The following is a 26669-nucleotide window of genomic DNA, read 5'->3' as shown; positions in this document are numbered from 1 at the left end:
GGACTCATGGCCATGGGACTCGTGGCCGTGCGGCCGGAGGCGGCGGAGGCGCCCCCGGCGGACGCTCACCTGTGCGGCAGATGGCGCGGCAGCCACAGCGCCATCAGCAGCGCCCCGCCCAGCAGCACCGCCGTGGAGGCGCGGAAGGCCAGCGCGTAGCCGTCGGTCAGGGCCTGCGGTCCGGTGCCGGTGCCCGTGCCGGTGGCGGCGATGGTCGACATCACGGCGAGACCGAGCGAACCGCCCATCGTGCGCGAGGTGTTGACCAGCCCGGAGACCACCCCTGCCTCGCCGGGCGCCGCCCCCGAGGTCGCCAGCGCGGCCAGCGGCGTCATCGCCAGACCGCCGCCCAGCATCATCAGGATGCCCGGGAACATGATCGCGGTGACGTACGCCTCGTGCGCGCTCATCGTGGACTGCCAGGCGAACCCGCTCGCGCCGATCAGCGTGCCCAGCACCGCCACGAGGCGCGGTCCCGCCGTGCGCATCAGCCGGGGCGCCACCTTGGAGCCGATGATCACGGCCAGCGAGCTGGGCACGAGCGCGGCACCGGCCGCCAGCGGGGAGTAGCCGAGCACGTTCTGCGCGTACAGCGTCATGAAGTACCACATGCAGAACATCGCCGAACCGGACACCAGCATCGCCGCGTTCGCCGAGGCCACCGAGCGCCGCCGCAGCAGCCCGAGCGGCATCAGCGGGGCCTGGGTGCGCGCCTCGACCAGCAGGAACAGGGCGATCAGCAGCACTCCGGCGGCCAGCGGCAGCAGGCTCGCCGGGGCGGTCCAGCCCGTCTCCTGGGTGCGCGAGATGCCGTACGCGAGCGTGGCGAGACCGGCGGTGACCAGCAGTGCGCCGGGCAGGTCGAGCCGGCGCCGGTTCCCGGCGCGGCTCTCCACCAGCCAGCGCAGCGAGCCGGCCAGCACGACCGCGCCCACCGGCACGTTGATCAGCAGCACCCAGCGCCAGGACAGCACGTCCACCAGGACCCCGCCGACGAGTCCGCCCGCGGCGCCGCCGCCCGCGCCGACCGCGGCCCAGGTGGCGATGGCCCGCGCGCGTGCGGCGCCCTCCGGCACCGCGGCGGTCAGCAGGGTGAGCGTGGAGGGCGCGAGGACCGCCGCGCCGAGGCCCTGCACGGCGCGGGCGAGCAGCAGTTGCCAGCCCTCCTGGGCGAGGCCGCCGCCCAGCGAGGCCAGGGTGAACAGGCCGAGGCCGACGAGGAACATCCGCTTGCGGCCGTACAGGTCGCCGGCCCGGCCGCCGAGGAGCATGAACCCGGCGAAGGCGATCGCGTACGCGTTGACCACCCATTGCAGGCCGGAGGCGCTGAGACCGAGGTCGGTGCGCATGGACGGCAGCGCGACGTTCACCACGGAGACGTCCAGCACCACCAGGAACTGTCCGGCGCAGGCCAGAGCCACCACCAACCAGGTCGGGGGCGTCGTACGTCGGGATATGAGGGGCGGGGTGTCGGCGGTCTCCAGCATGAATGTCATGGTCTCAGGCCGGTTGCGGTCCTTGCATCGGCATTTCGGACCAGGGGTCCTACTCCGCGCGGACTACGTCACCCGGCCCGGCCTGATCACACCGCCCTCAGTACGGTCACCACCGCCGCCCCGCCGAGACCGATGTTGTGCGCGAGCCCCACCCGCGCCCCCTCGGCCTGCCGCAGGCCCGCCTCGCCCCGCAGCTGCCAGACCAGTTCGGCAATCTGGGCGAGGCCCGTCGCGCCCAGCGGATGCCCCTTGGAGATCAGGCCCCCGACGGGTTCACCACCCACCGGCCGCCGTACGTCGTCGCGCCGGACTCGGCCAGCTTCCCCGACTCCCCCGGCTCGCACATGCCCAACGCCTCGTACGTGAGCAGCTCGTTGACCGAGAAGCAGTCGTGCAGCTCGATCACGTCCACGTCCTCGATGCCGAGCCCGGCGCGGTCGTACGCCTGCCGGGCGGCCGCGCGGGACAGCGGCTGCCCGACGACGTCGATACAGGAGCCGGACGCGAAGGACTCCTCGGTGTCGGTGGCCATCGCCTGCCCGGCGATCTCGACGAGGCCGGTCAGGGACCGCCGCTCGGCGAACCGTTCGGAGACGACCACGGCGGCCGCGGCGCCGTCGGAGGTGGGCGAGCACTGGAGCCGGGTCAGCGGCGGGTGCACCATCGGCGCGGCGAGGATGCCGGCGATGTCGTACACCTCCCGGAACTGGGCGCGGGGTTGTGCGCGGAGTGCCGGTGGTTCTTGGCGGCCACGGCGGCGAGCTGCGCGTCGGTGGTGCCGTACCGCTCCCGGTGCTCGCGGGCCGCGGCGGCGAAGAGCTGGGCGGTGGGCGGGGTGCGCGCGAAGCCGTGCCGGGCGGCCAGGACGCCGTAGTGCCGGGCGACCGGGGACGCGGCGAGGTCGCCGGAGCCGGCTCCGCCGCCGAGCGAGCCCCTGCTCATCTTCTCGAAGCCCAGGGCGAGCACGCAGTCGGCGGCGCCGCCCTCGACCAACTGGCGGGCGAGCATCAGCGCGGTGGCGCCGGTGGCGCAGTTGTTGTTGACGTTGTAGACGGGGATGCCGGTGAGCCCCAGTTCGTAGACGGCGCGCTGGCCCGCTGTCGAGGGCTGGAAGCAGTATCCGACGGGAACGTGTTCCACCTCGTCGTATCCGATCCGGGCGTCCGCGAGCGCGGCTCCACCGGCCTCGCGCACCATGTCCCAGTACTGCCAGTCACGGGTCTCGGGCTTCTCGAACCTGGTCATCCCGACCCCGGCTACATAGGCCGTCATGGCCCGCAGACTAGAACGTGTTCCACAATATGGCCATCCCTGACGACGACTCAGAAACCCATGGGATGGTCAAATAAACATTAGAGGCCCGAAGCAACGGAATAGTTGCCTGTGCATACGAGGTTTACCCCGCACTTATGTCTACGGGAGGCCGCCCTCAATGACCCACACGACGACCGACGAACCGCGCCGCGAGGCCAGCGGGGCCGTCGTCCCGGTGCTCGCCTTCGCGGGCATCGTGGTCGCGGTGATGCAGACCCTGCTCGTGCCGGTCATCAAAGACCTGCCCCAACTGCTGCACACCGCGCCCAGCAACGCCACCTGGGTGCTCACCTCGACCCTGCTGTCCGGCGCCGTCGCCACCCCGATCATGGGCCGGCTCGGCGACCTGTACGGCAAGCGGCGCATGCTGATCGCCAGCCTCGCCGTGATGGTGATCGGCGCGCTGGTCAGCGCGCTCACCAGCCAGCTGCTCGTCATGATCGCGGGCCGTACCCTCCAGGGCTTCGCCATGGGCGCGATCCCCCTCGGCATCGGCCTGATGCGGGACATGCTGCCGCGCGAGCGGCTCGGCTCCGCCATGGCCCTGATGAGCTCCTCCATAGGCGTGGGCGGTGGCCTCGCCCTGCCCGCCGCCGCGCTGGTCGCCCAGCACATGAACTGGCACGCGCTGTTCTACGGCGCCGCCGGTCTCGGCGTGCTCGCCATCGCCCTCACCCTGCTCACCGTCCCCGAGTCCCCGATGCGCGCGGCGGGCTCCTTCGACCTGCCCGGCGCGCTCGGGCTGTCCGCCGGTCTGGTGCTGCTCCTGCTGCCCATCACCAAGGGCAGCGACTGGGGCTGGTCCTCGGCGACCACGCTCGGCCTGTTCGTCGCGTCCGTCGTGGTCCTCCTCCTGTGGGCCTGTACGAGCTGCGCGCCGAGGCGCCGCTGGTCGACCTGCGCACCACCGCGCGCCCCGCGGTGCTCTTCACCAACCTGGCGTCGATCATGGTCGGCGTCGCGTTCTACGTCGTCTCGCTCGTCCTGCCCCAGCTGCTCCAGCTGCCGAAGGCCACGGGGTACGGGCTCGGTCAGTCGATGGTCGTCGCCGGTCTGTGCGTGGCGCCGCTGGGCCTGACGATGATGTTCACCGCGCCGGTGTACGCCCGGCTCTCCGCCCGCTACGGCCCCAGGACCACCCTGATCATCGGCCTCCTGATCATCGCGATCGGCTACGGCGGCGGGCTCGGCCTGATGCAGGCGGCCTGGCAGACGATCCTCACGTCCGTGATCCTCGGCGCGGGCATCGGGCTCGCGTACTCCTCGCTGCCCGCGCTGATCGTCGGCGCGGTCCCGGCGTCGGAGACGGGCGCGGCGAACGGGCTCAACACGCTGATGCGCTCGATCGGCACGTCGGTGTCGAGCGCCGTCGTCGGCATGGTGCTCGCCAACACGGCGCACACCGTGGGGGCATGGCGATCCCGACGATGCACGGGTTCCGGGTGTCGTTCCTCATCGCGACGGGCGCGGTGGCGGCGGGCCTGGTGCTCGCCCTGTTCCTGCCGAAGGCGGGCCGCCCGGTGCGGGAGGTGCGGCTGCGGGCCAGCAGCGCGCAGGACGATGCCGTGCTGGAGCTGGCGGAGGAGGTGCTGCGGGGTTCCGGGGCGGGTGCTGGACGCCACCGGTGTGCCCGTCGCCCGGGCCAAGGTGACGCTGATCGACCACCGGGGGCGGCAGGCCGGGTCGGCCGTCTCCGACGAGGCGGGCCGGTACGCGCTCGCGGTGCCGATGGAGGGGGCGTACGTCCTCGCGGCACGGGCCCTCGGCCATGGACCGCTCGCCTCTTCGGCGACGCACCACGGCGAGGAGCGGGCGGTCGAACTGGACCTCTCGCTGCCGGGTGAGACGGTGAGTCTGTAGCCGATCTCGTAGCGGATCGCCGTGGTGCGACCGGCCGGGGCGCGGCGTGCGCCGCGTCGTGGCCGATCGCGCCGTTCCTCGTGCCCCGCGGAAGGGCGCCCCACGTCACGCCCGTTCACGGCGGTGCGGCAGCATGGGCCCGAACAGCCGTGCCACCCCGAAAGGCGTCCTATGGCCATCGCCCCCAGCCCGAGACACTCGCCGCGTTCGAGGCGGCCAAGGGGTTCATGCCCGTGGACGAGGGGCTCGCCCTGTACGCGGCGGCGGTGGAGGCGGGGGCGCTGGGGCTGCCCCTGCTGGAGGTGGGGACGTACTGCGGGCGGTCGACCCTGCTGGTGGCCGACGCCGCGCGGGCGGCCGGGGTGACCGCGCTGACCGTGGACCACCACCGGGGCAGCGAGGAGCAGCAGCCGGGCTGGGACTACCACGACCCGGAGACCGTGGACGCCGAGGTCGGGCTGATGGACACGCTGCCCGCCTTCCGGCGCACGCTGTTCAGGGCGGGTCTGGAGGAGCACGTGGTCGCGCTGGTCGGCCGGTCGCCGCAGGTCGCGGCGGTGTGGGGCGGCCCGCTCGGCTTCGTGTTCATCGACGGCGGCCACACCGACGAGCACGCGAGCGCCGACTACGAGGGCTGGGCCCCGCACCTCGCCGACGGCGGACTGCTCGCCATCCACGACGTGTTCCCCGACCCGAAGGACGAGTTCACCGGCCAGGCCCCCTACCGTATCTACCTGCGCGCCCTCGCCTCCGGCGCCTTCACGGAAACCTCGGCCACCGGTTCCCTGCGCGTCCTGCGCCGAACGGGGACGGGGATCTGAGGTCCCTCACCCCGCCGTCGTCACGCGTTCGGGCAGCAGCGCCCGTGCCCGTGCCGTCAGCTCCGGATCGCCCAGCGTGAACCGGCCCGCGTGCACCCGATGGTGCCCGTAGTAGGAGCCGTCGAGGTCGACGGTCCGTGCCATGTCCAGCGTCCAGGCCGCCTCCTGCGCGTCGATCGTGTCCGGCTTCCGTACCGTGCGGGAGCCCGACCCGGTACAGGCCAGCCAGCAGGCGGCCCGCTGTTCGCGCGCCCCTTTCCACTCCCCGACGAACCCGTGCCGTACGGCCGTCGCGAACAGATCGCCCGGCTCGAAGACATTGCCTGCCACGGGGACACATCCGAGGACGGCGGTGAGGCCGTTGTCGGCGGTGGTGTAGGCGAGGACGCACCGCGAGGCGGTCTCCCAGTCGTGCAGCAGGCTGAAGATCGTCACTCGCCCGGTCCCCGTGATGGTCCTTGCCACGTGTTCGCTCCCGGTGCGGTCGCACCCCGTCAGACGCCGTGCCCGCAGTCGGGCGGATTCCCGGGCACGCCGTCGTCGCCGCAGGTGTCCCCGCAGTCCGTGCCGGCCGTCCACAGCCCGGGCTCCACCCGGTAGCCCGCGGCCTCGATCGCCGCCACGGTCGGGGGAAGCGCCTCGGTCCCCGGCGGGTAGACACGCGCGCCGTCCGGACCTCCGTCGCAGGGCTGGTGGTGGACCTTGGGCCAGCCGTGGCGCTCGAAGAACCGGTCGTACTCGAAGGTGTCGTGCATGAACTCGTGCCAGGCCGGGTCGACGGCCGCGCTCATGTACAGCGTGGGAGCGCCCGCGGGCTTCCGGGCGGCGGTGGCGAGGTAGGCGAGGGCCTGGTCGGTGATCTCCTCGGCCCTGGTCATGTCCAGTCCGTGGTTCCTGGCCACACGGCGGCTGAGCCGCCCGAAGAAGAGGGCGTCCACGAGGGACCTGCCGAGCACGGCCTCGATGACGGGTGCGGACAAGGCTCACTCCTCTGGTCGGAGGGCTGCTGAAATGCCCTGGCCCCGACCGTATGCGGAGAGATCGCCCGGCCTCGCGGCGATTGCGCGGGATTGCGCGCACCGTCGGCGGAGTTGGCGGTGATTGCCTACGAAAGGCCGAGGGCGGCCCGGGCACGGCCGATCAGGCGCCGTGCCGGGGGCCCGTACTCGGCGGATTCGGCGAACCAGTCCCATGCCCGCTCGTACAGCGCCACGTCCTCGTCGCCGGTCAGCCAGAGTTCCTCGCCGATGGTCTCCACGATGACCAGCCGGCGGTCGTAGATCCAGAACGCGTGCGGTGCCGTGCGGCGCAGCTGCGCGCCGAACGGGATGATCCCGAGTTCGACGCGCTTCTGCCCGACGAGGTTGTAGAGGCGGTCGAGCTGCTCGGCCATCACGTCGGCCGGGCACGGGCGGTGGTACAGGGCGGCCTCGCAGACGAGGAAACGGAACGTCTTCTCCGGGTCGTACAGGGCCTCTTGCCGGCGCATCCGCCGTTCGACGGCCGCGTCGGTGGTCGAGGGGATGCCCCGGAACTCGGCGAGCGAGTCGAAGACGACCCGTGCGTATTCGGGCGTCTGGAACAAGCCGGGGACACGGGAGACTTCGAGGCCGCGGATCTGCCGGGTGTTCTCGGTGAGCCGGACGGCGATCTCCTGCCGTCCTCGGTGGCCGCCGGCCAGCTGCTTGCGCCAGGACCGATTGCGCTGCTTCATGTCCAGGCCGGCCAGCAGCCCGTGCAGTTCGTCCGCGACGCCCGGCCGGCCGACGGCGCCGGCCCACGCGGTCAGATCACCGCGAGTGGGTGTCTGCTTGCCGTTCTGCAAGCGGCTGACCTTCGACGTCTGCCAGCCGATGCGGGCGGCGAGCTCCTTGCCCTCCAGTCCGGCCTCGGTGCGCAGCTCGCGCAGCCGGGCACCGAGAGCTTCACGGGCCGTCTGGAAGTCGGTGGTCACACGGTCGAAGCTACCCCGCGGGCGAACTCCCGTGTGGGCACGGCGTGATGCCAGGCGGCATCCCGGGCCTGGCAGGCCGCGAGCACCTCGGCGGGGTCCTCGGTGACGTACACGCCGAGGGTGACGTCGTCCTCGTCGAAGGCGAACCGGGCCAGGGTCTTCGCGTCGAACAGCCAGAAGTCGTCGTCGGGCAGGCGCAGCCGCGCGGCCTGTGCGCGGGTCAGGTTGCGGATGTCCTCGCCGACGGCGACGTTGGCCGGCGCGCACGCGAGCAGGAAACGCTGGCCCTCGGTGGCCGGTTCGTCGACCAGGCGCACCCGCTCGAACCGCTTCCCGGCCGCCGTCTGTTCGGCGACGTTCTCCAGCCACCCGCTGGTCCCGGCGGTGATGTCCGCACCGGCCTGCCAGCGCGTCCATTTCGGGCCGTGCCGGTCGGAGGCGTACCCGCGGCGGGTCTCCAGCCGCCAGGCCGTGTGCCGGAACTCGCGGAAGAGGTGCGAGATCGCCGAGAACGGCCGGAGCTCGGGGGCCGGACTTCTCGGCGCGTAGCGGGCGAGGAGATCGCGGGGGACGCGGACGAACGTCTCGCAGGGCTTCACGTCCCGCAACCGTGCCAGGTGCCGGGGATCGGTCTCGCGATCCCCCTGGACGAGGATCTCGTCGGTGCCTTCGATCTCGTACAGGGTGGGGCAGTCACCTTCGTCACTGGTGGTGCCGATGAACCTGAGGGCCATGCCGTCTCCGTCTTCGGCGGTCGGGGTCCCAGGATGCGCGGGACGGGCGAGGCGACGCCGTGCGATTGCGGGAGATTGCGCACGGCCAAGTGAAATCAGCGATTGCGCGCAAGCGGCTGCCGCGCGGGAGCCCCGACGCGGGGCCCGGATGCGCGGGTCACCCGTAGGGCCCGCCTGAACCGTCCGGGCACTCCGGACTGCCGTTAGGGTGGCTGACGTGTCATACACAGGTCCGGAGTCCGAACCCCCGAAGCAGCGTCGTTCCTGGCGGGTGCCGATCGTCGTGGCCGGGGGTGCCCTGGTGGCCGGGGGGCTCGTCGGGTGGGGGGCGTACGCGGCGGGCGGCGGGGCGGGCGAGGACGCGGCGAAGCCGGCCGGGCGCAGTGCGCCGGCCGCTGCCCCGGGCGCCGATGACAAGGCGGCCGCCCCGCTCGCGGGGAAGGTCGTGGTCGTCGATCCGGGGCACAACGTCGACAACTTCCGGCACCCGGCCGAGATCAACCGCCAGGTGGACGTCGGCAACGGCCGCAAGGAGTGCGACACCACGGGTACGTCCACGAACGACGGTTACCCGGAGGCCCGGTTCACGCTCGATGTGGCGCACCGGCTGCGCGCGCTGCTGGAGCGGCAGGGTGCCACCGTGCGGCTGACCCATGACGAGAAGGGCCCGGAGTGGGGGCCGTGCGTGGACGAGCGGGCGGCGATCGGCAACAAGGCGCACGCGGACGCGGCGATCTCGATCCACGCCGACGGGGCGCCGGCGGGCGACCGGGGCTTCCATGTGATCCTGCCGGGCGCCGTGCACGCGGGCGGCGCGGACACCCGGCCGATCGTCGGGCCCTCGCGCGCGCTGGGCGAGCGGATCGCGTCGGACTTCCGCCGGGTGACCGGTGAGCCGCCGTCCAACTACATCGGCCACGGCACCGCGCTCGACACCCGCACCGATCTCGGCGGTCTCAATCTGTCAACGGTTCCCAAGGTGTTCATCGAGTGCGGCAACATGCGCGATACCAAGGACGCGGCACTACTGACCAGCGGGACCTGGCGGCAGAAGGCCGCGCAGGGGATGTCTGAGGGAATCGTGAGTTTCCTGCGCGGGTCCTGACCGGCGCCTCGACCGGCCGGACAGCCGGATCTTGCGGACGGTAGGGTCTAGCGACGACGAGACGACTCACGAAGGACCTGAAGTGAACATCCGCTCCCTCACTAGAGGCGACGGCGTGGTGATCGGAGCAGCGGTGTTGCTGTTCATCGCGTCGTTCCTCGATCTCTACTCCTACTCGGCCGCCGGATACTCGGGCAGCCAGAGCGTGTGGGACAACCTCGGGACGGGCCTCGGCACGTACATGGGGGCCGTCATCGGTGCCGCGCTGATCGTGCTCAACCGCTGCCTGCCGCAGCCGCGCAAGGTGCTGGGCCTGGATCTCGGCGTGGTGGGCACGGCCTTCACGATCCTCGCCGCCTGGACCCTGTTCTGGACGCTGGTGGACGTGCCGAACGGGGTCGACGCGGGCGCCGGGCTCGTGCTCGGGTTCATCGCCGCGCTGGTCCTCGCCGGTGCCGCCGTCGCCACCCCGCTGGTCCCGGCGCTCCAGGGCGCGCTGATCCCGGCGCCCAAGCCGGCCGCTCCGAGCCCGTACGGCGCCCAGCAGCCCAGCGGTTACGGCTACCCGGGTGCCCAGGGTGCCCCGCAGCAGCCGTACGGCGCCCAGCCGCAGCAGGGCCAGCCGTACGGCGCGCCGCAGCCGGCGCCCACGCAGGGTGCCGCGCCGCAGCAGGCCGCGCCGGCGGACTTCTCGCCGTTCTGGTTCGCGGTGCCGGTGACCCGTCCGCTGTTCGCGGAGGACGGCTCGCCCACCCCGATCGCCGAACTGGCGCCGGGCACCTGGTACTTGGCGGTCGAGCAGCGTGGTGCCACGCTGATCGCCCAGACCCAGGACGGCCGTCGCGGCGTGCTCCAGGACACCTCGGGCATCCAGCGCGGCTGACCGACCCTCCAGGGCCACGGCCCCTCGCCCTTCCGGGCGGGGGGCCGTTGTCGTACAGTCGCTCCCCTGCACGGTGAACTGACGGTACGTCAGGAGGAGTGCGCATGCGGCTCGGTCTCGCGCTCGGGTACTGGGGACGCGGCCCCGACGCCGCCCATGTGCCGCTCGCCCAGGAGGCGGAACGGCTCGGTTACGGCTCCGTGTGGACGGCCGAGTCCTGGGGCTCGGACGCCTTCACCCCGCTCACCTGGATCGCCGCGCGGACGTCCACGATCGAGCTGGGTACGGCGGTTGCCCAGATGGCAGCGCGCTCCCCGGTCACCACCGCGATGCACGCGCTCACCCTGGACCACCTCTCCGGCGGCCGGATGACGCTGGGGCTCGGGCTGTCCGGGCCGCAGGTGGTGGAGGGCTGGTACGGCCGCCCGTTCCCCGCGTCGCCGCTGACCGCGACCCGGGAGTACGTGGACGTCGTACGGCAGGTGCTGCGCCGCGCCGCGCCGGTGTCGCTGGACGGGCGGTTCCATCCGCTGCCGTACCGGGGGCCGGACGGCACGGGGCTCGGCAAGCCGCTCAGGCCGATCACGCATCCGCTGCGGCCGGACCTCCCCGTGCTGCTCGGCGCGGAGGGCCCCCGGAACGTGGCGCAGACCGCGCGGATCGCCGACGGCTGGCTGCCGCTGTACTGGGCGCCGGACCGGCCCGAGGTGTACGGCGACGCGGTGCGCGACCTGCCCGAGGGGTTCCGGGTGGCGCCCATGGTCCGGGTGAAGGTGTGCGAGGACGTGGCCGAGGGGCTGCTGCCGGTGAAGGCGATGCTGGGCTTCTACATCGGCGGCATGGGACACGCCTCCCGCAACTTCCACGCCGACCTCATGGCCCGGATGGGATATCCCGAAGCGGCCCGCCGGGTACAGGAGTTGTTCCTGGCGGGGCGGCGCGAGGAGGCGGTGCTCGCCGTGCCGGACGCCTTCGCCGACGAGATCTCGCTCATCGGCCCGCGCGAACGGATCGCAAAGCGGCTGGAGTCGTGGCGAAGGGGCCCGGTGACCGACCTGCTGGCCCTGTCACCGGACCCCTGCACACTCCGCGTACTGGCGGAGCTGAACTCCTAGGCTCTCCGGGGGACTTACTGGCTGCCGCTGCGGAGCTGGCCCGCCGACGGCACCTTGTTCTGCACGGGTGCGCCCGCGCTCTTCCCGGCGTCCTTCACGTTGTTGATGACGTCGTTGAAGCCGCCCGCCGCGCCGGTGTCACCGTGCCGCAGCTTGGTCGACAGGTCCTTCAGGCTCTCGATGCTCTTGCTCAGCGGCGCGAGGGCCTTGGAGAGCAGCGGGTCGCCCTTGGCGTTGCGCTCGGCGGCCTTCAGCCGGTTGTAGGTGAACAGACCGGCGGCACCGGCCTTCACCAGGGCCAGCTTGCGGCCATGGGCGCCCTTCTTGAACTTGCCCGCCTTCCACGGCTTGTAGATCCACTGGTAGGTGGCACCGGCCGCGAGGCCCGCGTTCGCCACGAACCTGGTCTTGGCGAACTTCTGCTTCTCGGCGGAAGTGGTGGGACTGGGCTCGGCCGCGGGCTGGTTCAGCGCCACGGTGGTGACCGCCGTCTTGGTGCTGGGGTGGGCACCGGCGTTGCTGTTTCCGCAGGCCGTGCCACCGGCCACCAGGGCGCAGCAGACGGCCAGCGCCAGACAGAGACGCCGTATCGGTACAGGCACGAGGTCCTCCCGACGTGTCTTTCCGAGTGGGGAGCTTCCTTCTCCACCGTCACTCCGCACACGCGGTTACGCCACTCGGGGCAAACGCCGGGGGACCACGCCAAGGACCGGACGGGACCGGGTCAGGCCAGGTCAGGTCGGGTCAGCGGTGGGGTCGGGTCGGGTCAGCGGCAGCAGTCCGGGTCCAGGCCCGCCGGGAGGTACGTGCCGCCGAAGACCGCGCAGGTCGCCTCGTGACCGCCGAGCGCGGCGACCGCGAGCAGCAGCGAACCCGCGGTCCAGGTGGTCAGTTCGCGCGGCCAGATCGCCTCGTCGTCGAAGACGTAACCCGTCCAGTACAGACCGGAGTCGGCGTCCCGCAGATGCTGCACGGACTTGAGGATCTCCAGCGCCCGGTCCGACTCCCCCACCGCCCACAGCGCGAGCGCCAGTTCGCAGGACTCGCCGCCGGTCACCCAGGGATTGGGGACGACGCAGCGCACCCCGAGGCCCGGGACCACGAACCGGTCCCAGGAGCCGGCTATCCGCGCCTCGGCCTCCGCGCCGGTCAGGGCGCCGCCGAGGACCGGGTAGTACCAGTCCATCGAGTAGCGGTTCTTGTCCAGGAACCGCTTTGGGTGCCTGCGGATCGCGTGCCGCAGCGCGCCGGCCGCCAACTCCCAGTCCGGCTGCGCCTCTTCACGCTGCTCGGCGATGGCGAGCGCACAGCGCAGCGCGTGGTGAATGGAGGAGCTGCCGGTGAGCAGGGCGTCCGCGGTGGGCGTTCCGTCCTCGTCGCGCCGCCAGCCGATCTGGCCGCCGGGCTGCTGGAGGCCGAGCACCCACTCCATGGCCGCGTAGACGCAGGGCCACATGCGGTCCAGGAACGTGTCGTCGCCCGTGGACAGGTAGTGGTGCCAGACGCCGACGGCTATGTACGCCACGAAGTTGGACTCGCGGCCGCGGTCGGTGACCTCGTCGTGGGCGCCGTCCGCGTAGGCCGCGTACCAGGAGCCGTCCTCGTTCTGGTGCCGGGCGAGCCACAGGTAGGCGCGCTCGGCGGCCTCGTGCTCACCGGCCGCGTCCAGGGCCATCGCGGCCTCGGTGTGGTCCCACGGGTCCAGGTGGTGACCCCGGAACCACGGGATCGCGCCGTCCTCCCGCTGCACCGCGAGGATGCCGCGTACGGTCGCGGCGGCCTGCTCGGCGGTGAGGACCCCGGGCAGGACGAGGTGTTCTGTCCGGGGGGTGGTCACTGGGCGGCCGCCTCCTCGGCGAGCCGGGGCAGGTGGGGCTTGGTCGCGTAGACCACGAAGCTCTTGCCCATCACCGGGTTGAGGGTGCGCTCGGCGAGCCGGGTGGCCAGCGGCTTCTTCATGATGTCCCAGACCAGGAGCTTGTGGTACGCGCGCACCGGCAGCGCCTTGTCGTTGTCGACGCCGAAGGCGCACTTCAGCCACCAGTACGGCGAGTGCAGGGCGTGCGCGTGGTGGCTGCCGTACGGCTTCAGACCGGCCCCGCGGACCTTCGCCACCAGCTCGTCCGCCTTGTAGATGCGGATGTGGCCGCCCTCGACCTCGTGGTAGGCGTCGGACAGCGCCCAGCAGACCTTCTCCGGGCCGTAGCGGGGCACGGTGACCGCGATCCGGCCGCCGGGGCGCAGCACGCGCACCATCTCGGCGAGCACGCCCTTGTCGTCGGGGATGTGCTCCATCACCTCGGAGATGATCACCACGTCGAACGAGTCGTCCGGGAACGGCAGCGCCAGCGCGTCGCCCTCCATCGCGGTGGCGGTGGCGCCCTCGGGGGCCTCGCCGGCCTCCTTCATCGCCGCGAACCACTTGGTGACCTCGCGGATCTCCTCGGGGTTCTGGTCGAGGGCCACGACCCGGGCGCCGCGCCGGTAGCACTCGAACGCGTGCCGGCCGGCTCCGCAGCCGAGGTCCAGCACGCGGTCTCCCGGGGCGATCGGGAACCGGGAGAAGTCGACGGTCAGCACGTGGCCCTGCTTTCGGGATAGACGCTGGTGTCACTCGGGGCGGCCGCGGAGAGCGCGGCGACCGAAGGGGCCGCGGAGCGGCCGGGGGTCTCGGGCGCGGGGCGGCGGGTGCCGGCGGCGGAGCCGCGGGCGGCGATGGCCTCGCGGTACCTCGCCACCGTGCCCTGGGCCGCCCGGGCCCAGGTGAAGTTGGCCAGGACGCGCTCGCGGCCCGCCGCGCCGAGCCGGGCGCGCAGTCCGGCGTCGCCCAGCAGCCGGCCGAGGCCCGCGGCCAGCGCCCCCGCGTCGCCGGGCGGCACCGCGAGGCAGGTCTCGCCGTCGCGGCCCGCGACCTCGGGGATCGCGCCGCCGGTCGTGGCGAGCAGCGGGGTGCCGGTGGCCATGGCCTCGGCGGCGGGCAGCGAGAACCCCTCGTACAGCGAGGGCACGCAGGCGACCTCGGCGGAGCGGATCAGGTCGACCAGTTCGGCGTCCGAGATGCCCTTGACGAACTCGACGGCGCCATCCAGGCCGTACCGCTCCATCGCCTGGGCGACCGGCCCCTCCTCGGGGCGCTTGCCGACGACGACGAGATGCGCGGCCGGGTGCTCGGTGCGCACCTTGGCCAGCGCCTCCACGAGGAACACCAGCCCCTTGAGCGGCACATCGGCGCTGGAGGTGGTGACGATCCGCCCCGGCACCTCGGGCACCGCCGGATTCGGCGCGAACAGATCGGTGTCGGCGCCGATGTGCACCACATGGACGCGGTCCTGCCGCACCCCGAGGTGGTCGACGATCTCCTGCCGGGAGCTGCCGGAGACGGTGAGCACCGAGGGCAGCCGGCGCGCGACCCGCTTCTGCATCCGGGTGAAGGCGTACCAGCGCCGCACCGAGTACCGCCGCTGCCAGCCCTCGGCCGCGTCCAGCTCCAATTGCCGGTCCACGGTGATGGGGTGGTGGATGGTGGTGACCAGCGGGGCGCCGACGTCGCCGAGGAGGCCGTAGCCGAGGGTCTGGTTGTCGTGGACGACGTCGAAGTCGCCGCGCCGGGCCCGCAGCAGCCGGCGGGCGCGCAGCGAGAAGGTGAGCGGCTCGGGGAAGCCGCCGGTCCACATCGTGCCCACTTCGAGGGCGTCGATCCAGTCCCGGTACTCGCCGCGGCCGGGGGTGCGGAAGGGGTCGGGCTGGCGGTAGAGGTCGAGGCTCGGCAGCTCGGTCAGGGTGAGCGCGGGGTAGCCCTCGTCGAGCACGGGGTAGGGCTGGGAGCCGATGACCTCGACGCGGTGTCCGAGGCGGGCCAGTTCGCGCGAGAGGTGCCGTACGTAGACGCCCTGCCCGCCGCAGAACGGGTTCCCCTTATAGGTGAGGAGCGCGATGTCGAGCGGTCGCTCCCCGTCGGCGGCGAAGTCCTCACGGGCACCCGCTTGCCGGGCCTCGGCGGTCACTCTGTGCCCCCTTCTGCCTGCACTGTCCCGCGAGACTACGACGGGACGCTAATCTAGAACAAGTTTCAGACTTGATCGTTCAAGAGCCTCTGAATCTACCGGCAGGTAGGGGTGCTGTGAGCAGTGGATCAGGTGATTCGCGCCACGGCGCGCGGCCCTGCCATGCTGTCCGATCACGTGCCCTACCGACACCCTCACCGATTGTCACGGAACGGGACCCATGCCTGCGGAAGCCAGTACGTCGCGCACTCCCCCGCCGCCCCTGACGGAGCGTCAGGAAGCCCGCCGTCGCCGCATCCTGCACGCGAGCGCGCGGCTGGCGGGCCGGGGTGGTTTCGACGCGGTGCAGATGCGCGAGGTGGCCGAGTCCTCCCAGGTGGCCCTCGGCACGCTGTACCGGTACTTCCCGTCCAAGGTGCATCTGCTGGTGGCCACGATGCAGGACCAGCTGGAGCGCATGCACGGCACCCTGCGCCGCAAGCCGCCCGCCGGTGACACCGCCGCCGAGCGGGTCGCCGAGACCCTGATGCGGGCCTTCCGGGCGTTGCAGCGCGAGCCGCATCTGGCCGACGCGATGGTCCGCGCCCTGACCTTCGCGGACCGCAGTGTCAGCCCCGACGTGGACCAGGTCTCCCGGCAGACCACGGCGATCATCCTGGACGCGATGGGCCTGGACGACCCGAGTCCCGAGCAGCTCTCCGCCGTCCGGGTCATCGAGCACACCTGGCACTCGGCCCTCGTCACCTGGCTCTCCGGCCGTGCCTCCATCGCCCAGGTGAAGATCGACATCGAGACGGTCTGCCGGCTGATCGACCTGACCGGCCCGGCTCGATAGCGCCCGGCGCGCTCACTCCTCGGGCGGGAACACCGGCTCCCCGCTGCCTTCGAGGGTGAGGGAGATGGCCTCCGCCGGGCAGGTCTCGGCCGCCGTGAGGACGGGTTCGGCGGCGTCGGTGTCGGGGTCCACCGGGTGGGACTGGCGGGCGGAGTCGAGGCGGAAGCGGCCCGGCGCGTGGTGCAGGCACTGGCCGGAGCCGACGCACAGGGACCGGTCGACCTCGATGTGCCAGCGGTCGGCCATGGTTCACGCCCCCGCCGGGAGGTGGATCATCTTGTGCTCCAGATAGGCGCCGTAGCCCTCGGGCCCGAACTCCCGCCCGATCCCGGAGTTCTTGTAGCCGCCGAAGGGGCCCAGCATGTCCAGGCTGAAGGTGTTGACGCTGTAGGTGCCGGTGCGCACCCGGCGGGCGACGTCGATACCGCGCTCGACGTCGGAAGTCCACACACTGCCGGAGAGGCCGTACTCGGAGTCGTCGGCGATCCGTACGGCCTCCCGCTCGTCGCCGTACGGCAGCAGGCAGACGACCGGCCCGAAGATCTCCTCGCGGGCGATCCGCATGGAGTTGTCGACGTCCCCGAAGAGCGTCGGCTCGACGTACCAGCCGCGCTCCAGGCCGACCGGACGGCCGCCGCCGCACAGGACCTTGGCGCCCTCCTCCTGGCCGAGGCGGATGTAGTCGAGGCTGCGCGCCTGCTGGCGGCGGGCGACCAGCGGGCCGATCTGGGTGGCGGGGTCCAGCGGGTCGCCGACCACGAGCCCGTCCGCGGCGCGGGCGAGGGCGTCGGCGAACTCGTCGTAGCGGGCGCGCGGCACGAGGACGCGGGTCTGGGCCACGCACGCCTGCCCGTTGTTCATCCAGGCCGCCGGTACGATCCCCGCGACCGCCGTCGCGAGGTCCGCGTCCGGCAGCACGATCGCCGCCGACTTGCCGCCCAGCTCCAGGGTGACCCGGGTGAGTTGCCGGGCCGCGACCGCCATCACGCGTTTGCCGGCCGCGACCGACCCGGTGAAGGACACCTTGTCCAGGCCCGGATGCCCGACCAGGTACTCGCCGACCTCCCGGTCGGCGGGCAGGATGGACAGCACCCCTTCGGGCAGCCCGGCCTCGCGGGCGATCTCACCGAGCAGGTAGGCGTCCAGCGGGGATTCCGGGGACGGTTTGAGTACGGCGGTGCAGCCGGTCAGCAGCGCGGGCGCGAGCTTGGCGGCGGCGACGAACTGGGGCACGTTCCACGGCACCACGGCGGCCACCACGCCGACCGGCTCCCGGCGCACCAGCAGCGGCCCGAGGGCGCCGTCGCGCCGCTCCTCGTACACGTACTCCCGGGCGACGCGGATCGCCGAGTCCCACACCATCATCGCGCCGAGCGCCTGGGCGAGGACGCTCCAGGAGTACGGGGAGCCGTTCTCGGCGGAGATCACCCGGGCGATCTCCTCGTGCCGGGCGGCGATGCCGTCCTTGATCCGGGTGACGACGCCGATCCGTTCCTCGGGGGTCATGCGTGGCCAGGGCCCCTCGTCGAAGGCCCGGCGCGCCGCGGCCACCGCCCGGTCCACGTCCGCGCGCGAGGCGTGTGGCACCCGGCCGATGACCTCCTCGGTGTGCGGGGAGATCACCTCGATGACGTCCTCGCCCAGCGGCTCCGTCAACTCCCCGCCGATGTAGAGCTGTCCGTGTTCCACGAGCCCGGTCATGGCTGCCTCCCACCGCGCCGCCTGCCGCACACCACTTCTGGCGATGCACTTTCTGACGCTGCATCAGAACTGATATCAGTTCCGGTAATGGTGGGCAATGGGCGGGTCGGAGACCGGCGGGCGAAGGGGCGGACCATGGCGCGGACGTTCGATCACGGCGGGGGCGTGCGGTCGATCCGGGTGCCCATCCCGGACAACCCGCTCGGCTACACGCTGGTGTACGTGGTGGACACCGGCCGGGGGCCGGTGCTCGTCGACACCGGCTGGGACGACCCGGACTCCTGGGACACCCTGGTGGCGGGCCTCGCCGCCTGCGGCACCGGGGTGTCGGAGGTGACCGGGGTGGTCGTCACCCATCACCACCCGGACCACCACGGGCTGTGCGGGCGGGTGCGCGAGGTGTCCGGGGCGTGGGTGGCGATGCACGCGGCGGACGCGGCGATCGTCCGCAGGACGCGCGAGGCGCGGCCCGAGCGGTGGTACGCGTACATGGCCGCCAAGCTGACGGCGGCGGGGGCGCCGCGGGAGCAGGTGGCACCGCTGCGGGCGGCCGCGGCGGGCGGCCGTGCGCTGCCCCGCTTCTCCCCCGCCGCGCCGGACCGGGAGATCGTCCCCGGTGAACTCCTCGACCTGCCGGGCCGCCGGCTGCGCGCGGTCTGGACCCCGGGGCACACCCCCGGCCATGTCTGCCTGCACCTGGAGGAGGCGCACCCGGGCGGACTCCCGGGCCGGGGCCGCCTGTTCAGCGGCGACCACATGCTGCCCGGGATCACCCCGCACATCGGCCTGTACGAGGATCCGGACGACGCCACCGTGACCGACCCGCTCGGCGACTACCTCGGCTCCCTGGAGCGGGTAGGCCGCCTCGGCCCGGCCGAGGTGCTGCCCGCGCACCGGCACGCCTTCACCGACGCGCCCGCCCGGGTACGGGAGTTGCTGGACCACCACGAGAAGCGGCTGCGGGGCCTGCTCGCCCTGCTGGCCGTCCCGCTCACCCCCTGGCAGCTGGCCGAGCGCATGCGCTGGAACCGGCCCTGGGCCGACATCCCGCCCGCCTCCCGCACCATCGCCGTCTCGGAGGCCGAGGCCCATCTGCGCCACCTCCTCGAGCGGGGCCGGGTGGAACAGGTGCCGGGAAGCGATCCGGTGACGTACGCGGCGGTGTGAATTCCTTTCGCGGCCATGGTTCCTGGACTGGTACACGGGCACATGAACGCTGTGCGGCAGCTGCTCGCCTTCCGGGTGCTCCACCTGCCCTTCGGCGGTCCTACGACCCGGGTGTGAGGTCGGACAGGAAGGCGCGTTCGGCGGTCGTCAGCGGGGGGCCCGACAGGGCGGGGAGCGGGGGGCCGGTGAGGGCGTGGAGGAGGGCGTCGGGGCGGAACAGCCGGGCGGGCGAGGTGCGCAGGGTGGTGACGTCCCAGAGGGCGGAGGCCGCGCTGTAGGAGCCGGTGGCCGCGTGGTTCAGGCGCCGGGAGTAGGCGGCGGCCAGCCGGTCCCCGAGCGTCGCGCGGGCGCCCTGAACCCCCGGGTAGAGGACATCGGTGCTGACGGCCGCCGTCCACGCCCCCTGCCCCGCGCGGGCCACCGCGCGCTGCACCCGCCGCGCCAGCCCCGGCGCCTCGACGCCGTACGCGCGCACCGCCTCCGCCAGGGCGCGGGCGCCGAACGCGGCGGCGGACATGCCCTGCCCGTAGATCGGGTTGAACGTGGCCGCCGCGTCCCCGATCGCCACCAGGCGCTCCGGCCACCGGCGCGCGTCCTCCAGGTACCGGCGGGAGTTGCTGGTGCTGCGGCTGACGTGCACCGGGCCGAGCGGCTCGGCGGCCTCGATCAGCCGGCCCACCAGGGGACTCGGCAGGTCCAGCGCGTAGGCCACGAAGGCGTCCGGGTCCTTCGGCGGCTCGCTGCCCCGCATCCCGCCGAGGCTCACCATCCACTTGCCGTCCTCGATCGGCACGATCATGCCGCTGCGTCCGGGCCGCCCGCTCCAGGGGTCGGCCTGCATCAGGGTCATCGGCCAGTCGCGGGCGCCGGGCGGGGTGCGGTAGACGCGGGTGGCGTTGGCCAGGCCGCTGTCGACATGGCGCTCGCGGATGCCGCCCACGCCGAGGGCGTCGAGCCAGGGCAGCAGCCGGGTGCCCCGGCCGCTCGCGTCCACCACCCAGTCGGCGTCCAGGTCCTCGGGCGGGCCGCCGCCCTGCCCGGCCAGGCGGACGCCGGTCACCCGCAGGGCGCTGCCGCGCAGCCCGCTCACCCGGGCGCGGCGCACCCTGACCTGGGGGTGCGTGTCCAGTACCGCCCGGCGCACACCCCACTCCAGCAGCGGGCGGCTCGCGGTCATGGTGATGAAGGTGCGGTGCCGCCAGCGCCGGAACCAGCCCATCGGGGCGAGGGTCAGCAGGTCCGAGCTCAGCGCGGTCTCCCTGGCCCCGGCCGCCACCAGCCGCCCCCGCAGGTCGGCCCCGGCGAGCAGTTCCTCCATCACCGCCATGCCCCCGGGCATCAGCAGATGGGCGTGCCGGGACTGGGGCACCCCCTTGCGGTGCCCGGGCGTCTCGGGCAGTTCGTCGTGGTCGAGTACGACGACCTCGGCCACGGCCGGCGCGAGCGCGGCGGCGGCCAGCAGACCGGCCGGTCCGGCCCCGATGACAACGGCTCTTCGTGCGTTCACGGTTCCCCATTCTTCTGGTGAGACGTCCGGATTCTCCTGGTCGGACGTCCCGGTGGGACGCCCGGTGGGACGTCAGGTGACACGTGCGCATGGACCTCGCTCCCGGCGCCCGCACCGGCGGGCGCCGGGTTCCGGACCGGCCCCTCAGCCGCGGGCGGTGCGGGCCGCGCCCTCCCGGGCCGCCCGGACGACCGGCGAGCCGGCCAGCGCCCGGGCCAGCCGCACCAGTTCACCCGTGTCGGAGAAGAGCGCGGTGTGCAGCCGGGAGCCGCCCGCCTGCTCGGGGCCCGCCGGGGGCCGCGGACTGCCCGCCTGGTGGGCCGCGTCCACGACCATCGCGGCCGCCGCGATGAAGTGCGCCTCGCCCGGCGGGCTGCCCTGGCCGCGGGCCTGCCGGTACGCCGTCTCGCGCACCCGGCCGTCGCAGCGGGACTGGAGGGCGAGCAGCGCGTCGAGGATGCGCAGCTCGCGGTAGTAGAGCCGGCCGCGCGGCAACTGCCAGCGCGGCGGGGCGGGTTTGGGCGCGGTCGGCACGTTGCGCAGCTCCGCCCACAGGGGACCGAGCGCCCGGTAGTCCCAGATGCTGCGCCACTGGGCGAGGGTCGCGGGCAGCAGCCGGGGCAGCACGAAGCCCGCCGCGCACAGCAGGGCGCCCAGCGCGGCGGCGCGCGGGGCCAGCCCGGTGGACAGCCGGTCCAGGTCGTACCCCGCCCAACGGGCCATCACCGCGGTCGCCTTGGCGCCCTCGAAGCCGAGCACGTCCACGGCCAGGCCCGCCATGATGAGCCGCAGCCCGGTCCGCAGGATGCCGGTCACCTCCCGGGACCAGCGCAGACACACATAGATGGTGATCACCGCGCAGGCGCCGTGCCCGAGGAGGTACAGCACGATCATCTCGCGCATGTACGGCGTGTTCGCGTAGTAGGTGTCGAGGTCCCGCAGCCGTTCGACGGGCGCGTGGGCGAGCGCGAACAGCGTGATCACGGCGATGATCAGCAGGCTGTACACGGTGGCGACCCGCACCACCTGGCCGCGCACCCGCTCGGCGGGGCCCCCGCGCCAGTTGATCAGCAGGATCAGCAGGGAGGCGCTGTAGGCGGAGATGACGCTGTAGGTCATCGGGGCGCCGAAGTTGGGGACGTGGGTGAGGTCGTTGACCGCGCCCAGGGTGACGGGGGCCGAGCAGAAGAAGCAGAGCCCGCCGAGGAAGATCGACACACAGGTGGAGGCGGTCAGCGGGTCCCGCAGGGCCAGGCGCGGCCGGCGGAAGATCAGCAGGGCGGTCACGGTGAACAGGCTCGCCACCGTGTACACGATCAGGCTCATGGTGCGGCGGGCCCCCTCAGCACACGGCCAGGGCGCGGTGGCCGGTGCCCTCGGCGAGGGCGTCGGAGATGCGCAGCAGCACCGGGAGGTCGGGCCGGCCGGTGAGCGGGACGACCGTCTCCGGCCCCCCGTCGCGCGGTGCCCGCAGGGCGGCGGCGATGACGGCGGCCCACGCGGCGGCCTCCGCGTCCTGCGGATCGGCGCCCGCCCGCGCCCGGTCGGCGTACGTCTGCCGGAACAGCCCCTCGTCCAAGTGGCGCCCCAGGTGGTGCAGTCCGTTGTAGATGGAGCTCTGCCGCCAGGTCAGCCAGCGGGTGGCGGAGGGCCACAGCGGGCGCGGCGCGCGCAGGCCCTCGCGGGTGAGCAGCCCGGTCAGCGTCCGCTCCAGCGGACCGAGCCGCGCGAACGCCCGCCAGCAGCGGGCCCGTACGGCCAGGAAGGGGGCGAGCAGCGGGATCACGATGCCGATCACGGTGATCGCGGCCCCGAGTCCGGCGCAGGCCGCCGGGAACGTCGTACCGAGCACGACCCAGTCCCGGCCGCACCAACGGGCGCCCACGGCGAGGAGTTTGGCCACGCTGTAGCCGCAGCCGACGAGGTTTCCCGCGCCCATCGTGACCAGTCCGGCGCGCAGCGGGCCGCGCAGCTGCCGGGCCCAGGACAGGGAGCGGCACGCGGTGACGACGACGGCGGTCAGATGCGCGCCGAGGTACAGGACGATCATCTCGGCGATGTACGGCGTGGTGGCGTAGTACGTGTCGAAGTCCGTACGGCGCTCCACGGCGGCGTCGCCGAGCAGGAACAGGGCGGCGACGCCCGCGAGTACGGCGGTGTAGCCGAGGGTCCAGCGGCGGATCGCGCGGCCGGTGCCGGGGCCGCCGCGCCAGCGCATGACGAGCGCGAGGGAGGCGGCGCCGTACGCGGTGACGGACCCGTAGGTCAGCGGCGCGGCGAGGTTGGGCACGCCGCTCGCGTCGTTGACGAAGCCGACCGTGCCGGGGGCGCCGAGCAGGAAGCCCAGCGAGGCGAGGGCCAGCACCGCGCTGAGGGTGAGCAGGAAGGGGTCCCGCCAGCGGCGCGCCAGGTCGGGCGCCTTGGTCAGCAGGCCGAGCCAGAGCAGCCCGCAGCTGGCGTAGTTGATCACGTCGCTCATCTGGCCCCGCGGTAGTTGAGGGCCGCGCCGATGCGTCCGGCGAGGTCGTCGTGGCCGGAGGTGTGCGCCGCGTACACGGAGTCGGGGGACGCTTTCAGCCAGGGCCGCAGCCGGTCGCCGATCAGCATGCCGAAGAGGTCGGCGCGCTGCTCGGCGGCCTCCAGGAAACGGGTGCGGGCGGCGGTCGCCACGGTGCCGTCGGGCGCGGGGGCGGCCTCGGTGTGCGCGGCCCGGTGGGCGGGGTCGTCGTCGGCCATGTGCCACAGCTCGTGGCCGAGGATCACGAGCTTCATCCAGGGCGGGGCGTCGGCCTCGATGACGATGTCGTCGCGGCCGGCGCGCTCGATCCACAGTCCGGTCGCGGAGGTCCCCGGCGGAAAGTTCGCCTGATGGACGACGATGGGGCGCCCGCGCCAGCGGATCGCGGACTCGACCAGGGCGTCCAGCAGGTCGGCGGGGTCGGCGGGGATCGACACGCGCAGGGGGTCGATCAGCTCGTTGGCGAACCGGCGCATCTTCCTGGTTGTCCGCACCATTCCCCCGGAGGCTGCGAGCGGTCACGTCTGACCGCAATATGCCAACTCCGCGCCGCTCGGGCCACCTTCACCCGGGGAGCCCGGCCGGCACAAATGCGATGTACCTCGCCAACGGGACACCACCCACCCCACCCTCTGGCCGAAACAGCCATGCGCGCTCCGGTGGGGTACCCGTACTTTCAGCCAACACGCAAGTCCGCTCAGGTCAGTTGTGCCACCTTTCGCACCAACTCGCCCGCTTCTCGGAGCGATTCCGTCTCCTCCGCGCTCATCGTCGGATTCGCCGCCCTGCGCCGCAACGCCTCCGCGACCGCCTCCCGGCCGAGCGGGGACGGTCCGGCGAGCAGTGCGACGAGCGAGGCGCGGGCCGGTTCGGCCAGCGCGGTGGAACCCACGGCGACCTGGCCGAGGATCACCGCCGACATGCCCCAGTCCAGGCCGGGGCCGCCGTCCTCGGCGTTGGACCAGTCGATGACGCGGGGCCCGTCCGGGGTGAGCATCACGTTGTCGGGATGCAGATCCAGGTGCAGCACCCGCGCCCCGGGATCGGCCGGGTCCCGTCCGGGCAGGGCGTGCAGCCGCCGCAGCAGCCCGGCGAGCAGCGCGCCCGCCTCCGCCGGACCCACCCGGCCCGCGACGAGGGCGGCGAGCAGGGTCGGCCCGGACAGCCGCTCCAGGACCAGTTCGGTGCGCGAGCCGGTGGGGCGCACCCGGGGCGCCGGGTAGCCGTGCCGTCGTACGTACGTCATCACGGCCGCCTCGGCCGCCGCGTCCCCCCGGCCCTCGCGGTCGCGGCGCAGCACCCACCCCGTGTCGAGCACGTAGACGTCGGCCGTGCGGCCCGATCCGAGGAGCTCTCCCGGTGTTGTCATGGCCGTGACCCTAGTCACCGTCACGGTGTGCTCACGGGCACTCCCCGGCCTCCGCCGGGCTGCCGGTAAAGTGGCGGGGTCGTCATCACACCCGTACGGGGGGAAGCCGGTGCAATTCCGGCGCTGGCCCTTCCCCGCTTCTCGGCTTCGCTCGAAGCGGGGAGGCCCCAATCCGTGAGCCGTTCCCGCGGGAACCGGTGAGCCGGAACGCCCCGGGGCGGACGTGACCGGCTCGCGTGCGTCGGCCCCCGCCGCGCACGGCACCGTCGAGGTATACGGAGTCGAGCCGCCCGGGTCCCTCCCCGTGCGCTGCCCGGCTCCCCGCAGGGAGAGGCAGTCGCCGACCATGAACGTCCGCCGCAACGCCGCGGCTCTCGCCGCCATAGGTGTGCTGGCAGCCGCCGCACCCGCCGTGGCCGCCGGCCCGTCCCCTTCCCCCAAGGCATCGGTCCCGGCCGGTCTCTACGGCAAGTCGGACCCCACCTACGACGGTGTGTGGCGCCAGTCGCTCACCCTCGTCGCGCAGCGCACCCTCGGCTACCGCCCGGCCGCCGCCGCCGTGGACTGGCTCACCGGCCAGCAGTGCGCGAACGGCTCCTTCGCCGCGTTCCGCGCCACCCCCGCCGCGTCCTGCGGCGCCAAGACCATGGTGGACACCAACAGCACGGCCGCCGCGGTCCAGGCCCTGCACGCGACCGGCGGCCACGACGCCGCCGTCACCAAGGCCGTGGACTGGCTGAAGTCCGTGCAGAACAAGGACGGCGGCTGGGGCTACAACCCGGGCAGCCCCAGCGACACCAACTCCACCTCCGTCGTCATCGGCGCGCTCGCCGCGACCGGCGCCGACCCGGCGGGCGTCGAGAAGGACGGCAAGTCCCCGTACGACGCGCTGGCCACCTGGTCCATCCCGTGCGGCCACGACGGCGGCGGCGCGCTCGCCTACCAGCCGGACAAGAAGGGCGAGCTGGCCGCCAACGCCGACGCCACCGCGGCCGGTGTGACCGCCGCGCTCGGCAAGGGCTTCGTGGCGGAGGCCGGCAAGGCCCCGGCGTCGGACGCCTGCGCCAAGGCCGGGCACCCGGCCCCGGCCCAGCTCGCCGACAACGGCGGCGCGTACCTGGCGGCCGCGATCGCGAAGAGCGGCCACCTCATGTCCGCGATGCCCGGCGCCACGGACCAGCCCGACTACGGCAACACCGCCGACACCGTCGTCGCCCTCGCCGCCGACGGGCGGACCGCGGCGGCGAAGAAGGCGTACGCCTTCCTGGAGAAGAGCGCCGGACCCTGGGCCGCCCGGACCGGCCCGGCGGCGTACGCGCAGCTGATCCTCGCCGCGCACGCCGTCGGCGCCCAGCCCGGCGACTTCGGCGGCACCAGCCTCGTCACCTCCCTCAACGCCCTCGGCCCCGAGCCGCGGATGCAGGCCGCCGCGCAGCAGGCCAAGGCGTCCGACGGCGGCTCGCACGCCGGGGTCTGGTGGAGCGTCGGCATCTGCCTGGTCGCGGGCATCGGCATCGGCTTCCTGCTGAGCACCCGCAAGAAGCGGCAGCCGTGACGGCCGTCCGCCGTGCCGTGCCGGTGCTGCTGGCCGCGCTCGCCCTGCTGCTCGGCACGGGCGCCGGGCAGGCGGCGGCCACGGGGTACCGCTACTGGTCGTTCTGGGAACGCTCCGGCGGCCACTGGACGTACGCCACCCAGGGCCCCTCGCTCGCCCGCCCGAGGACGGCTCCGTGGAGGGCTTCCGCTTCTCCGTGAGCGCGGACTCGGGCGACGCGAGCAAGCCGCGCGGTACGGCGGACTTCGCCACGATCTGTTCGGGGACGGCCGCGAAGCCGGGCACGAAGCGGGTGGCGCTGGTCGTCGACTTCGGCGTCCGGGCGGACGCGCCCTCCGGCGAGACCCCGCCGGCCGGCCGCACGGCGTGCGCGCGCGTCGCGCCGTCGGCCTCCGCCGCCGAGGCGCTGGCCGCGGTGGCCAAGCCGCTGCGGTACGACACGAACGCGCTGCTGTGCGCGATCTCCGGGTATCCGCGGCAGGGGTGCGGGGAGCAGGTCGGCTCCGCCGGTCCGGCCGCCTCCGCAAAGCCCGCCGCTTCGTCCGGTGGCCCGTCGTTGGGGCTGCCGATCGGGGCCGGTGTCGTCGCCGTCCTGGCGGGCGCGGCGGTGTGGCAGTTCCGGCGGCGTCGCGGATGACTCCGCCGGAGCGGCCGGTGGGGGCGGAGCGCGCGGTTTCGCGCGGGCGGGAGGGCGTCGGGAGCGGCGGCCGTCCCGCCCCGGCCGCCGTGCC

At 73.5% G+C, this 26669-nt stretch carries 23 protein-coding genes and 3 pseudogenes; 9 read left to right on the top strand and 17 right to left on the bottom strand.

What is annotated here, in order from left to right; all coding sequences use genetic code 11:
* Nucleotides 1-65 precede the first annotated feature (65 nt).
* Together GHR20_RS25285 and GHR20_RS25280 are read right to left on the bottom strand one after the other, a co-directional pair.
* Nucleotides 66-1487 (bottom strand): DHA2 family efflux MFS transporter permease subunit, encoded by a 1422-nt coding sequence (locus GHR20_RS25285; RefSeq protein ID WP_194858983.1) that lies wholly within the window; start codon nucleotides 1485-1487, stop codon nucleotides 66-68.
* A 95-nt stretch (nucleotides 1488-1582) separates the two neighbouring features.
* Nucleotides 1583-2768 (bottom strand): annotated as a pseudogene (locus GHR20_RS25280) (beta-ketoacyl synthase N-terminal-like domain-containing protein).
* A gap of 160 nt (nucleotides 2769-2928) precedes the next feature.
* On the opposite strand from GHR20_RS25280, the pseudogene GHR20_RS25275 reads away from it, so the two are divergent.
* Both GHR20_RS25275 and GHR20_RS25270 read left to right on the top strand, forming a co-directional pair.
* Nucleotides 2929-4670: pseudogene (locus GHR20_RS25275) on the top strand (MFS transporter).
* Between the two features lie 227 nt (nucleotides 4671-4897).
* A complete protein-coding gene (locus tag GHR20_RS25270; RefSeq protein ID WP_153816127.1) occupies nucleotides 4898-5491 on the top strand; it encodes a class I SAM-dependent methyltransferase in 594 nt (197 codons plus the stop codon).
* A 6-nt stretch (nucleotides 5492-5497) separates the two neighbouring features.
* Here GHR20_RS25270 and GHR20_RS25265 read toward each other — a convergent pair whose 3' ends face one another.
* The 4 genes from GHR20_RS25265 to GHR20_RS25250 form a co-directional block, all read right to left on the bottom strand.
* On the bottom strand, nucleotides 5498-5926 hold the full coding sequence (locus GHR20_RS25265) for a hypothetical protein (protein ID WP_153814458.1): 429 nt from the start codon (nucleotides 5924-5926) through the stop codon (nucleotides 5498-5500).
* 59 nt (nucleotides 5927-5985) lie between these two features.
* Nucleotides 5986-6471, bottom strand: coding sequence for a hypothetical protein (locus GHR20_RS25260; RefSeq protein WP_153814457.1), 486 nt, complete (start codon nucleotides 6469-6471; stop codon nucleotides 5986-5988).
* 125 nt (nucleotides 6472-6596) lie between these two features.
* Nucleotides 6597-7445, bottom strand: coding sequence for a helix-turn-helix transcriptional regulator (locus GHR20_RS25255; RefSeq protein ID WP_153814456.1), 849 nt, complete (start codon nucleotides 7443-7445; stop codon nucleotides 6597-6599).
* The gene (locus GHR20_RS25250; protein WP_153814455.1) at nucleotides 7442-8179 is read right to left on the bottom strand and encodes a DUF6879 family protein; all 738 of its coding nucleotides are present in this window, start codon (nucleotides 8177-8179) and stop codon (nucleotides 7442-7444) included. The genes GHR20_RS25255 and GHR20_RS25250 overlap by 4 nt, the downstream gene beginning before the upstream one ends.
* Before the next feature lie 217 nt (nucleotides 8180-8396).
* Between GHR20_RS25250 and GHR20_RS25245 the strand changes: the two genes are divergently transcribed.
* The 3 genes from GHR20_RS25245 to GHR20_RS25235 all read left to right on the top strand — a co-directional run bounded on the left by GHR20_RS25245 (nucleotide 8397) and on the right by GHR20_RS25235 (nucleotide 11282).
* Nucleotides 8397-9284, top strand: coding sequence for an N-acetylmuramoyl-L-alanine amidase (locus tag GHR20_RS25245; RefSeq protein ID WP_153814454.1), 888 nt, complete (start codon nucleotides 8397-8399; stop codon nucleotides 9282-9284).
* An 82-nt stretch (nucleotides 9285-9366) separates the two neighbouring features.
* Nucleotides 9367-10167: a DUF5336 domain-containing protein gene (locus GHR20_RS25240; protein WP_187279050.1), complete on the top strand. Its 801-nt coding sequence runs from the start codon at nucleotides 9367-9369 to the stop codon at nucleotides 10165-10167.
* 104 nt (nucleotides 10168-10271) lie between these two features.
* Nucleotides 10272-11282, top strand: a complete 1011-nt coding sequence (locus GHR20_RS25235) for an LLM class F420-dependent oxidoreductase (protein ID WP_111582209.1) — start codon at nucleotides 10272-10274, stop codon at nucleotides 11280-11282.
* Nucleotides 11283-11296: 14 nt separating this feature from the next.
* Here the strand turns inward: GHR20_RS25235 and GHR20_RS25230 are convergent, their stop codons facing one another.
* The 4 genes from GHR20_RS25230 to GHR20_RS25215 form a co-directional block, all read right to left on the bottom strand.
* Entirely contained in the window at nucleotides 11297-11884 is a 588-nt protein-coding gene (locus GHR20_RS25230; RefSeq protein WP_153814453.1) for a hypothetical protein, read from the bottom strand.
* Between the two features lie 164 nt (nucleotides 11885-12048).
* Complete coding sequence (locus GHR20_RS25225; RefSeq protein WP_153814452.1) at nucleotides 12049-13119, bottom strand: prenyltransferase; 1071 nt, start codon at nucleotides 13117-13119, stop codon at nucleotides 12049-12051.
* Entirely contained in the window at nucleotides 13116-13862 is a 747-nt protein-coding gene (locus GHR20_RS25220; RefSeq protein WP_111582206.1) for a class I SAM-dependent methyltransferase, read from the bottom strand. Before GHR20_RS25220 ends, GHR20_RS25225 begins: the two co-directional genes overlap by 4 nt.
* Nucleotides 13856-15286, bottom strand: coding sequence for a glycosyltransferase family 4 protein (locus GHR20_RS25215; RefSeq protein ID WP_111582205.1), 1431 nt, complete (start codon nucleotides 15284-15286; stop codon nucleotides 13856-13858). Before GHR20_RS25215 ends, GHR20_RS25220 begins: the two co-directional genes overlap by 7 nt.
* Nucleotides 15287-15506: 220 nt before the next feature.
* On the opposite strand from GHR20_RS25215, the gene GHR20_RS25210 reads away from it, so the two are divergent.
* The gene (locus GHR20_RS25210; RefSeq protein WP_153814451.1) at nucleotides 15507-16121 is read left to right on the top strand and encodes a TetR family transcriptional regulator; all 615 of its coding nucleotides are present in this window, start codon (nucleotides 15507-15509) and stop codon (nucleotides 16119-16121) included.
* A gap of 12 nt (nucleotides 16122-16133) precedes the next feature.
* On the opposite strand, the gene GHR20_RS25205 is transcribed toward GHR20_RS25210, so the two are convergent.
* Nucleotides 16134-16367 carry a ferredoxin gene (locus GHR20_RS25205; protein ID WP_148024015.1) on the bottom strand — a complete coding sequence of 78 codons (234 nt, stop codon included), beginning with the start codon at nucleotides 16365-16367 and terminating at the stop codon, nucleotides 16134-16136.
* Between the two features lie 3 nt (nucleotides 16368-16370).
* Nucleotides 16371-17822, bottom strand: coding sequence for an aldehyde dehydrogenase (locus tag GHR20_RS25200; protein ID WP_153814450.1), 1452 nt, complete (start codon nucleotides 17820-17822; stop codon nucleotides 16371-16373).
* A gap of 135 nt (nucleotides 17823-17957) precedes the next feature.
* Between GHR20_RS25200 and GHR20_RS25195 the strand changes: the two genes are divergently transcribed.
* Nucleotides 17958-18989, top strand: coding sequence for an MBL fold metallo-hydrolase (locus tag GHR20_RS25195; protein WP_153814449.1), 1032 nt, complete (start codon nucleotides 17958-17960; stop codon nucleotides 18987-18989).
* 100 nt (nucleotides 18990-19089) lie between these two features.
* Here GHR20_RS25195 and GHR20_RS25190 read toward each other — a convergent pair whose 3' ends face one another.
* The 5 genes from GHR20_RS25190 to GHR20_RS25170 form a co-directional block, all read right to left on the bottom strand.
* Entirely contained in the window at nucleotides 19090-20496 is a 1407-nt protein-coding gene (locus GHR20_RS25190; protein WP_153814448.1) for an FAD-dependent monooxygenase, read from the bottom strand.
* A gap of 144 nt (nucleotides 20497-20640) precedes the next feature.
* The gene (locus tag GHR20_RS25185) at nucleotides 20641-21822 is read right to left on the bottom strand and encodes an MAB_1171c family putative transporter (RefSeq protein ID WP_153816126.1); all 1182 of its coding nucleotides are present in this window, start codon (nucleotides 21820-21822) and stop codon (nucleotides 20641-20643) included.
* A 16-nt stretch (nucleotides 21823-21838) separates the two neighbouring features.
* Nucleotides 21839-22975, bottom strand: coding sequence for an MAB_1171c family putative transporter (locus tag GHR20_RS25180; RefSeq protein ID WP_181516079.1), 1137 nt, complete (start codon nucleotides 22973-22975; stop codon nucleotides 21839-21841).
* Complete coding sequence (locus GHR20_RS25175; protein ID WP_237520712.1) at nucleotides 22972-23511, bottom strand: toxin; 540 nt, start codon at nucleotides 23509-23511, stop codon at nucleotides 22972-22974. The genes GHR20_RS25180 and GHR20_RS25175 overlap by 4 nt, the downstream gene beginning before the upstream one ends.
* A 200-nt stretch (nucleotides 23512-23711) precedes the next feature.
* Nucleotides 23712-24383, bottom strand: a complete 672-nt coding sequence (locus tag GHR20_RS25170; RefSeq protein ID WP_153814447.1) for a phosphotransferase — start codon at nucleotides 24381-24383, stop codon at nucleotides 23712-23714.
* Nucleotides 24384-24729: 346 nt separating this feature from the next.
* Here GHR20_RS25170 and GHR20_RS25165 point away from each other — a divergent pair, with 346 nt between their 5' ends.
* Together GHR20_RS25165 and GHR20_RS25160 are read left to right on the top strand one after the other, a co-directional pair.
* Nucleotides 24730-25938, top strand: a complete 1209-nt coding sequence (locus GHR20_RS25165; protein ID WP_153814446.1) for a prenyltransferase/squalene oxidase repeat-containing protein — start codon at nucleotides 24730-24732, stop codon at nucleotides 25936-25938.
* A pseudogene (locus tag GHR20_RS25160) lies at nucleotides 25935-26575 on the top strand (SCO2322 family protein). The gene GHR20_RS25165 and the pseudogene GHR20_RS25160 overlap by 4 nt, the downstream one beginning before the upstream one ends.
* Nucleotides 26576-26669: the final 94 nt, after the last annotated feature.

It is taken from the genome of Streptomyces sp. SUK 48 (genome assembly GCF_009650765.1).
Taxonomy (GTDB): Bacteria; Actinomycetota; Actinomycetes; order Streptomycetales; family Streptomycetaceae; genus Streptomyces.
This window is presented reverse-complemented; position numbering and strand designations above follow the sequence as displayed.

Excerpts from the sequence above, each read along its gene's own strand:
- GHR20_RS25170 (WP_153814447.1), bottom strand. The coding sequence starts at position 24,383 with ATGACAACACCGGGAGAGCTCCTCGGATCGGGCCGCACGGCCGACGTC.
- GHR20_RS25210 (WP_153814451.1), top strand. The coding sequence starts at position 15,507 with ATGCCTGCGGAAGCCAGTACGTCGCGCACTCCCCCGCCGCCCCTGACG.
- GHR20_RS25180 (WP_181516079.1), bottom strand. The coding sequence starts at position 22,975 with ATGAGCGACGTGATCAACTACGCCAGCTGCGGGCTGCTCTGGCTCGGC.
- GHR20_RS25285 (WP_194858983.1), bottom strand. The coding sequence starts at position 1,487 with ATGCTGGAGACCGCCGACACCCCGCCCCTCATATCCCGACGTACGACG.
- GHR20_RS25200 (WP_153814450.1), bottom strand. The coding sequence starts at position 17,822 with ATGACCGGGCTCGTGGAACACGGACAGCTCTACATCGGCGGGGAGTTG.
- GHR20_RS25185 (WP_153816126.1), bottom strand. The coding sequence starts at position 21,822 with ATGAGCCTGATCGTGTACACGGTGGCGAGCCTGTTCACCGTGACCGCC.
- GHR20_RS25175 (WP_237520712.1), bottom strand. The coding sequence starts at position 23,511 with ATGGTGCGGACAACCAGGAAGATGCGCCGGTTCGCCAACGAGCTGATC.
- GHR20_RS25195 (WP_153814449.1), top strand. The coding sequence starts at position 17,958 with ATGGCGCGGACGTTCGATCACGGCGGGGGCGTGCGGTCGATCCGGGTG.
- GHR20_RS25165 (WP_153814446.1), top strand. The coding sequence starts at position 24,730 with ATGAACGTCCGCCGCAACGCCGCGGCTCTCGCCGCCATAGGTGTGCTG.
- GHR20_RS25205 (WP_148024015.1), bottom strand. The coding sequence starts at position 16,367 with ATGGCCGACCGCTGGCACATCGAGGTCGACCGGTCCCTGTGCGTCGGC.
- GHR20_RS25270 (WP_153816127.1), top strand. The coding sequence starts at position 4,898 with ATGCCCGTGGACGAGGGGCTCGCCCTGTACGCGGCGGCGGTGGAGGCG.
- GHR20_RS25235 (WP_111582209.1), top strand. The coding sequence starts at position 10,272 with ATGCGGCTCGGTCTCGCGCTCGGGTACTGGGGACGCGGCCCCGACGCC.
- GHR20_RS25250 (WP_153814455.1), bottom strand. The coding sequence starts at position 8,179 with ATGGCCCTCAGGTTCATCGGCACCACCAGTGACGAAGGTGACTGCCCC.